Genomic DNA, 6134 nt, shown 5'->3' on the forward strand with positions numbered 1-6134 from the left:
CACCATGAGCCAATCCAATCCCAACCCATCGGCTTACGACAAGCTCCGCGCTCGCTTGGTCACCGAGTCGCACACGTGGCTCGTCACCGGTGTGGCCGGTTTCATCGGCAGCAACTTGCTTGAGAACCTGCTCAAACTCAACCAGCGTGTTGTGGGCCTCGACAACTTCGCCACCGGCCACCGGCACAACCTGGCCGAGGTTCAAACCCTAGTGGAGCCCCAGCAGTGGGCCAACTTTCATTTCATCGAAGGCGATATCCGCAACCTAGACGATTGCCATCGAGCCATGGTCTTTCCTGTGGCAGATGCAACGTCGAGTGGGCGCGGCACGCCTGTGGAGTACGTGCTTCACGAAGCCGCTCTTGGCAGCGTTCCCCGAAGCCTGGCCGACCCCATCACGACCAACGGCGTGAATATCAGTGGCTTCCTGAACATGCTGGTGGCTTCGCGTGATGCCGGAGTGAAGAGTTTCACGTACGCGGCCAGCAGCAGCACCTATGGGGACCATCCAGGGCTGCCGAAGGTCGAGCACACCATCGGCAAGCCTCTCAGCCCCTACGCCGTCACCAAGTACGTCAACGAGCTATATGCGGACGTCTTTGCCCGTTGCTACGGCTTCAACACCATCGGCCTGCGCTATTTCAACGTATTCGGCCCTCGGCAGGATCCCAACGGTGCCTATGCCGCCGTCATTCCAAAATGGATTGCGAGCCTGATGCAGGGGGAGCCGGTCTATATCAATGGCGACGGTGAAACCAGCCGCGACTTTTGCTTCATCGCCAATGTCGTGCAAGCGAACCTACTGGCCGCCGTTGCACAGGAGCCTGGCGTTGTGAATCAGGTCTACAACGTGGCGGTGGGAGACCGCACCACCCTGAACGAATTGTTTGCTCTTTTGCGGAGCGGGCTTGTGCCCTACTACACGCGCTTGAGCGACGCCAAGCCAGTGCACAGGGATTTTCGCGCTGGCGATGTACGCCACAGTCTGGCTGATATCAGCAAGGCGCAACGGCTGCTGGGTTATATGCCCACCCAACGCATCGATACCGGGCTCGCGATGGCCATGTCTTGGTACGTCGGGCAGACAAACGATCGAGAAATGCTTGTCAGTCGAGATATGATCAATTCGGGAGAAAATTTTTGACTGGAAAATTGGTAAAAGTCAAATTTATTCTTCTTAAAATTTTGCTAGCTAAATCGTGAACCCTCCTTTTATTCACTCCGAAGCAGATGTTAAGTCCACAGCCATTGGAGACGGTACGCGTATATGGCAATTTTCCGTCGTCTTTGAAGGGGCGAAAATTGGGAGTGATTGCAATATTTGCTCGCACACCTTGGTCGAAAGTGACGTTGTAATTGGTGATCGCGTAACCGTAAAAAGCGGAGTTCAATTATGGGATGGTTTGCGTGTAGCCAACGACGTATTTATAGGGCCTAACGCATCATTTGCAAATGATCGGTTTCCGCGCAGCCGAAAAAAACCCACTAAATTCCTAGGATCAACCCTGCACGAAGGTGCGTCAATCGGGGCCGGCGCGGTGATCTTGCCAGGGATAGAAATTGGCCGCAATGCCATGGTGGCCGCTGGAGCAGTTGTTACTCGCTCGGTCCCTGCAAACGCCATTGTCGTTGGAAATCCAGCCAAAATTGTCGGCTATGTAGATGCCTCGGATCAGCAGGATGGGGCGGCACCGCAGCCTAGTCGACCGGGTGCATCCGCAACTCGTGTGACCGGTGTTAATTTGCATCGCTTGCTTCGAGTTGCTGATATTCGAGGAAGCCTCACTGTTGGTGAATTTGAGAGAACTATTCCTTTTAATGCGAAGCGCTATTTCATGGTCTTCGATGTCCCCAGCATCGAAACTCGTGGCGAGCATGCGCACCGGGAGTGCCATCAATTTTTAATCTGCGTACGAGGAAGCTGTTCCGTTGTGGCAGACGACGGATTCAATCGGCAAGAATTTCTGCTTGATCGACAGGATCTGGGTATTCACATACCCCCGATGATTTGGGGGATTCAATATAAGTATTCACCAGATGCCGTATTGCTAGTTTTCGCCTCGCACTATTACAACGAGGCAGACTACATTCGCGACTATTCTGAATTTCAAAAATTAATCGAAATGAAGATATGATTCCTTTTTTGGATTTGAAGGCTCCTTATGTTGAGCTTAAGCGAGAATTGGACGAAGCTATTGCGCGTGTCGTCAATTCCGGATGGTTCATTGATGGGCCAGAGGTCAGCGAATTTGAAAAGGACTACGCCAACTATTGCAATGCGAATCACGCAATAGGCGTCGCAAACGGCCTGGATGCCTTGATCCTGGCTCTGCGCGCTATGAATGTAGGTCCGGGTGACGAAGTCATCGTGCCTAGCAATACCTACATTGCCACCTGGCTGGCGGCAAGTCAGTGTGGTGCCACGCCGGTGCCTGTGGAGCCAGATGCACGTACCTACAACATGGACCCGGCGCTGGTAGAGGCGGCCATCACGCCGCGCACGAAGGTCATTCTGCCGGTGCACCTGTATGGTCAGCCGGCCGACTTAGACCCAATTCTCGCCATCGCCAGCCGTCATGGTCTGCGCGTATTGGAAGATGGCGCGCAGGCACACGGTGCACGCTATAAAGGCCGGCGTTTGGGGGCGCATGGTGATGCTGTTGCGTGGAGCTTCTATCCAGGCAAAAACTTGGGTGCTATGGGTGACGGCGGTGCCGTTACCACCGACGACATGCAACTGGCCGACCGATTGCGGGTGCTGCGCAACTATGGGTCGCGCGTGAAGTATGTGAACGAAGTGCAGGGATACAACAGCCGGTTGGACCCGCTGCAGGCGGCCATCCTACGGGTCAAGTTAGCTTATTTGGACGAGTGGAACGCACGGCGCAAGTTGGTGGCGGCGCAATACCTGCAAGGGTTGGTCGATAGCGGTTTGGAACTGCCCTATGTGCCTGATTGGGCGGATCCGGTTTGGCATTTGTTCGTGATCCGACATGCAAAGCGCAATGCATTGCACAAACGTCTAGCGGACATGGGGGTGGGTACATTGATTCACTACCCAATTCCGCCCCATAGGCAAGAAGCCTACGCCGGGTTGAGGTGGCATATTGGGGCATTCCCCTTGGCAAATCAGATGGCCGATGAAGTGCTGAGTTTGCCCATGGGACCGCACGTGTCCGCCGATCAAAGACAACAAGTGATTGTTGCGCTTCGCGCCAGTGTCGTGGCCGATGACTGACGCCAAGTCATATCGACAAATCCTGCGTTCATCCGTCATTATCGGCGGTGCATCAATCCTGAATATTCTTGTCGGCTTGGTTCGCACCAAGGTGGCGGCAGTCTTGTTGGGACCTGCAGGTGTAGGCCTGATAGGTCTTTTTCAGAACTTGATGTCGATGGCGTCTACTGTAGCCGGCTTGGGGTTTGGCAACGTAGGTACCCGTCAAATCGCCGAGGCGGCGGGTCGAGATGACAGGCACGCTGTGGCAGCTGCCCGGCGGGCGTTGTTTTGGGGCACCTTGTTGTTGGCGGTGGCTGGTGCGGCCCTCTTTTGGGCTCTGCGAGATGTTCTCGCCGTAATGGTGGTTGGAGACGCAAGGTCCGGAGTTCAGATCCAGTGGCTCGCCATAGGAGTTGCTGCGACCGTGGGAGCTAGCTCACAAGGCGCATTGCTCAACGGATTGCGTCGAATTGGAGATATCGCCCGCGTAAGCATTTTCTCTGCCTTGCTATCAACGGTTCTGGGAATTTTCTTACTGCTTTGGTTGGGCCAAACTGGCGTTGTGGCTTTTGTGTTGGTCGCACCTTTGTGCACGCTTTTATTTGGCTACATTTTTGCTCTAAGAATGCCCAAAGTAAGTTTGCCGGCTACACCTTGGCCGCTTATAGCTGCGCAATGGCGGATGTTGGCGAAGTTGGGTGCTGCGTTTATGTTGGCTGGCGTAGTAGCCACTTTGGCGCAGTTGTTGGTACGCACATTGGTTCAGAAGCACTTGGGACCAAACGGATTGGGCAATTTCCAAGCATCTTGGCAGATTTCCATGACCTATCTAGGATTCGTTCTTTCGGCCATGGGAACGGACTACTACCCCCGCTTGACAGCATGCATCGATGACCGTGTTGCCACCAACCGTATGGTGAATGAGCAAACCGAGGTGGCTTTATTGCTGGGAGGTCCGGTTTTGCTCGCGATGATGGGGTTAGCACCATGGGTTATTGAATTGCTGTACTCCCGTCAGTTTCAAGAAGCACAAGGCGTGCTGCGTTGGCAAGTCATTGGAGATTTGCTCAAAATACTTAGCTGGCCCTTAGGTTTCATTCTGCTGGCCGCCGGAAATGGTCGAGCATTTCTTATTACTGAAGCCATTGGATTTGGTCTCTTCGTGATTTTGACCTGGTGCGGGCTGCCTGCGCTCGGTATTCAGGCCACAGGAATGGCATTTGTCGGCATGTACGCCGCTTATCTACCAATGGTGTATTGGCTCGCTCATCGAAAAACAGGGTTTCGCTGGTCGCCACGAATTTGGCGACAGTCCGGCGCACTTTTAGGATTATGTGTGCTCGTGAAATTTTTGGCCGAATGGAGCCTGTTCGCCGGTGGAGTGTTCAGCCTCGTTGCTGCTTTTGGATTGGCAATACATGCCATGGTGCAATTTTCGAGGTGCGGAGCGTCTGAAAATCCTGTCGGACGTCTGTGCATGAAAATTTTTCGAAAACTTCCGATATACAAATGAGGGCGTCGAAGTTTTTAGCAGAAATCTGCTTTCTTATCCCATGAAAATACTTGTTCCAATAATCGGATTCGGTACTGCTGGTGGCTACCGGGTTCTTTCTGAGTTGGCCAACCATTGGTTAAGGGATGGCCATCAAGTCGATTTTCTTGTGGACGAAAGATCTTCCGATCCCTATTTTCCAACTAGTGCAAAAATCTGCCGCTTTGATAGGCAAGGGCGGTTGCTCAGTCATCAGGCTGGAGAACGAAGGACGGAGTTTTCTTCAAATGGAAACGCTGCGTCCATCTATTTCGGTATGTGGCGTGCATTAAGGCGGATTGCTTCCGGATATGACGTGATTTTGGCAAATCATTCTCTGACCGCATTTCCGGTAGCATTTTCAAAAGCGAGAAAAGCAAGTAAATATTATTACGTTCAAGCCTATGAGCCGGAATACTATGCTCTTGAAAAAGGACGAAAGGCGAGAGTTCTTGAGTGGCTCTCGATGCTTAGTTATCGATTGAATTTGAAGCAAATCGCCAACGCGCCTATTTACATTGACTATCGCGATATAAGTGCCCAGCACTGGATTCCCCCTGGAGTTGATGAATCGATATTTCATCGTCGCAGTTTCATCTCGGATTTCACTCTTCGGAAACCATTGGTCATCGGCACCATCGGCAGGAAAGAGGCATCTAAAGGTACTCGATATGTTCTTGAGGCCTTTGAGAAATTGGCGCTTATTGACCCGGATGTTCAGTTGAAGGTGGCTTTTGGTAATTTACCGGAAAATTGGAAGCATGATCGAGCGAAAATTGTTGTGCCAAATGGCGATCACGAATTAGCCGACTATTATCGTTCGGTGGACATACTTATTGCACCGGGAACGGTCCAGCTCGGTGCGTGTCACTATCCAGTTTTGGAGGCCATGAGTTGCGGAACCCCTGTTATCACTACGGGATACCTTCCAGCCAGCAAGGAAAACTCATGGATTGTGCCAGTTGCGGATTCTGATGCCATTGTGTCATCTGTGCTTGAAATTTCTTCATCTTCCCGGATTGATGTTTTGAAGAAGCTTGATTTGGCGGCCGAAGCGATTTCCTCTTTTCACTGGAAAAACGTCTCTCGACGATTCATTGATTTATTCGAGTGTCGATGATGCATTTGTCTAAATCAAAAGCATTGGCGCTATTAATTGGAGGGATTGCTGCATTAGTTGCTATGCTGCAACCTTTTGGATATAGCCCTGATTATATCCAGTACGATTATTTTTTTGACCAACTGCGATTGGACTATCTTTATCAAATAAAGGAGTCTAGGTTCGAGTTTGGGTTTTTGCATTCCAGTTATTTGCTGACAACAATTTTCCGAGATAATATTTATGTCTATGGATTTTTTGTTTTTATTGCAATTGGATTGAAG

At 51.5% G+C, this 6134-nt stretch carries 6 protein-coding genes; all 6 read left to right on the forward strand.

What is annotated here, in order from left to right; all coding sequences use genetic code 11:
* Positions 1–4: 4 nt before the first annotated feature.
* On the forward strand, positions 5–1144 hold the full coding sequence (locus ACCC97_RS08415; protein ID WP_413332277.1) for an NAD-dependent epimerase/dehydratase family protein: 1140 nt from the start codon (positions 5–7) through the stop codon (positions 1142–1144).
* A gap of 55 nt (positions 1145–1199) precedes the next feature.
* Complete coding sequence (locus tag ACCC97_RS08420) at positions 1200–2135, forward strand: WxcM-like domain-containing protein (RefSeq protein WP_007835313.1); 936 nt, start codon at positions 1200–1202, stop codon at positions 2133–2135.
* A complete protein-coding gene (locus ACCC97_RS08425) occupies positions 2132–3238 on the forward strand; it encodes a DegT/DnrJ/EryC1/StrS family aminotransferase (RefSeq protein ID WP_007835321.1) in 1107 nt (368 codons plus the stop codon). The genes ACCC97_RS08420 and ACCC97_RS08425 overlap by 4 nt, the downstream gene beginning before the upstream one ends.
* Complete coding sequence (locus tag ACCC97_RS08430; protein ID WP_413332279.1) at positions 3231–4733, forward strand: O-antigen translocase; 1503 nt, start codon at positions 3231–3233, stop codon at positions 4731–4733. The genes ACCC97_RS08425 and ACCC97_RS08430 overlap by 8 nt, the downstream gene beginning before the upstream one ends.
* 40 nt (positions 4734–4773) lie before the next feature.
* Positions 4774–5871 (forward strand): glycosyltransferase family 4 protein, encoded by a 1098-nt coding sequence (locus ACCC97_RS08435; protein WP_413332281.1) that lies wholly within the window; start codon positions 4774–4776, stop codon positions 5869–5871.
* The coding region (locus ACCC97_RS08440; RefSeq protein WP_413332282.1) for a hypothetical protein at positions 5868–6134 on the forward strand (267 nt) is incomplete at its 3' end. The genes ACCC97_RS08435 and ACCC97_RS08440, both read left to right, overlap by 4 nt.

Source organism: Variovorax sp. Varisp85 (genome assembly GCF_047304045.1).
Lineage (GTDB): Bacteria > Pseudomonadota > Gammaproteobacteria > Burkholderiales > Burkholderiaceae_C > Variovorax.

Coding starts and splice junctions, on each gene's coding strand:
- ACCC97_RS08415 (WP_413332277.1), top strand. CDS start 5: ATGAGCCAATCCAATCCCAACCCATCGGCTTACGACAAGCTCCGCGCT.
- ACCC97_RS08425 (WP_007835321.1), top strand. CDS start 2,132: ATGATTCCTTTTTTGGATTTGAAGGCTCCTTATGTTGAGCTTAAGCGA.
- ACCC97_RS08430 (WP_413332279.1), top strand. CDS start 3,231: ATGACTGACGCCAAGTCATATCGACAAATCCTGCGTTCATCCGTCATT.
- ACCC97_RS08435 (WP_413332281.1), top strand. CDS start 4,774: ATGAAAATACTTGTTCCAATAATCGGATTCGGTACTGCTGGTGGCTAC.